The organism is Actinoplanes sp. NPDC048791 (assembly GCF_040650095.1).
GTDB lineage: Bacteria > Actinomycetota > Actinomycetes > Mycobacteriales > Micromonosporaceae > Actinoplanes.
The window spans coordinates 1-2170 of record NZ_JBEZGQ010001250.1 but is presented as its reverse complement, the minus strand read 5'-3'; the positions used below and the strand labels follow the sequence as shown (position 1 = coordinate 2170).

2 protein-coding genes are annotated in these 2170 nt (G+C 74.0%); both read right to left on the bottom strand.

All coding sequences use genetic code 11. From position 1 onward, the window contains the following. Positions 1-834: hypothetical protein (locus tag AB0C29_RS45005; protein WP_360834024.1), on the bottom strand; the 834-nt coding region annotated here is incomplete at its 3' end. 28 nt (positions 835-862) lie between these two features. Then, positions 863-2170, bottom strand: a 1308-nt coding sequence (locus AB0C29_RS45000; RefSeq protein WP_360834022.1) for an extracellular solute-binding protein, incomplete at its 5' end; no start/stop codon positions are given.

Sequence of the window (2170 nt, the reverse complement as noted above, 5' to 3'; positions counted from 1 at the left end):
GGTCAGCACGTCGAAGCCGGCCCGGTGCAGCGCGAGCAGGTACTCGCGCCACTGCCGCGCGCCCCACTTCTCCGTGCCCCGCGACGGGTAGCTCACGCCCAGGTACGCCCCCGTGGCGTCCTTGGCGTAGAGCGGGTCGGCGGGGTCCTGCACGGCCGTCGTCTCGATGGTCCGGCCGCCGAGCAGGACGGCCAGCGCGCGGACCCGCCGCCCGCCGGGGGCACTCACGCCGGTGCCGCGCAGATACCAGCCGCGCAGCCGGACCGGCTCGGTGGTACCCCGGTTGATCACCTCGTACGGTTCGGCGGGCACGGTGAACTCGACGGTGGACGTGCTCTTCTCCGCGGCGGCAATACCCTCTCGGTACGGCGCACGGCTGAAGTACGCGGGCCGGCGGATGTCGGCCAGGTCGACCCGGGCGGCGAACGGGTCGATGGCCCCGGTGGGGTCGACCAGGCCGGTGGACCGGAACTGCCCGGGCTCGTAGCCGGCCACGTCGGACAGCGCCGAGCAGGGCGGCGCCGCGCGGCACTCGTCGAGCCGGCGCTGCGCGGCCGCGAACGAGAACTCGCGCACCCGGTAGTCGCCGGAGTAGCCGGCCGGCGCGGGCGTGAGCTGGCTGAACGGCACGCAGACGCGTCCCAGCTTGCGGTCCGGCACGGCGTAACCCGGCAACGCCTTGTTGTGCGGGTAGCCGACCTGCGCCGTGCAGTCGGTCGGTGGCGCGGCGGCGTTCTCGTCCGGCGGTGACCCGTACGCCGGCAGGGACGGAGCCAGGGACAGGGCGAGCAGGACGCCGGTCGTCGCGGCGATCCGGGCATGCGGAATCAGCACAGGTGCCTCCCGTGAACGGTGGTGGTGGTCAGCGGGTCGCGGCCATGGCGGCCACGAACTGGTCGGGGGTGATCTCGAGCCGGAAGAGCCGTTCGGTCTGGTCCAGGAGCTCACTGGCGACGCCCGAGGGCAGGGCCTGGTCCCAGACGAGGGTGAAGGTGGGCGCGTCGGCGGCCAGCCGGTGGGTGAAGCGGGCGAAGTCGGCGTGCGGGTGGGCGTCCAGCCGCGGTTCCAGGTCGCGAACCGCCGGCACCTCGCCGGCCTCGAGCAGGCCGTTCAGGTACGCGTCCGACGTCACGGTCCGCAGCAGGAAGTCCACCGCCTCCGTCCGGTACGGGCTCTGCGCGTCGACAGTGAGGTAGTTGGCCGGTACGCCTACGAGAGCGGCGGGATCACCGGTGCCGCCGGCCACCCGGGGGAACGGCACCCAGCCCAGGTCCCGGGTCGCGAACGCGGAGTCGGCGCGCAGCTGGTTGCCGTACTCCCAGCTGCCCATGACCTGCATGGCGGCCTGGCCGGCCGCGAGCGCCTGGGACGCGGCCCCGGACTCGTAGCCCATCACGTCGGCGGCCGGGCCGAACGCACCGCGGTTCACCAGGTCCCGCACCAGCGTGGCCGCCTGCTTGAGGGCAGGGTCCCGCCAGGCGCCCGGTCGTCCGGCGGCGATGTCGGCGAAGACGCCCGCGCCGCCGATCCGGTCGGTGAGGTAGGCGAGGTACATCAGCGCGGGCCATCGCTCGCGGCCGCCCAGCGCGATCGGCGTGATGTCCCGGTCGCGGAAGGTGTCCACCGCGGTGAGCAGCTCGGCGTAGGTCCGCGGTGGGCCGAGGCCGGCGTCGGCGAACACCTTCTTGTTGTAGAAGAGCACGACCGGCTGGACCCCGGTCATCGGCAGGCCGTACAGCAGGTTGTCGACCTTGGCCCCTTCGAGTACGCAGGGCAGCAGCACGTCGGACAGCTCGGGGCGCTCGGCCACGGCGTCGGTGAGGTCGGTGGCGTGGCCGGCCCGTACCTGCTCGGTGAGGCTCGCGCCGCCCCAGTTCTCGTACACGTCCGGGGCCGGGTCCGGCCACGGCCCGGCCATCACCTGCTTGTAGGCGTCGTTGCCGAAGGTGGACAGCTGCACGCTCACGTCCGAGCGGTCGTTGAAGGCGCCGATGCGGTCGCGCAGGCCGGGATTGCGGTCGGCGGTGCCGAGCGTCCACAGGTGGATGACGCCGGTGTGCGGCGTGGCCGGGGTCGTCCGCAGACCGAGGCGCGGGCCGGCCACCGCCACCACCGTGGCCAGCGCGACCAGTGCGGCGCCGCGTACGGATGCTCTCCGGCGCGGCGGCCG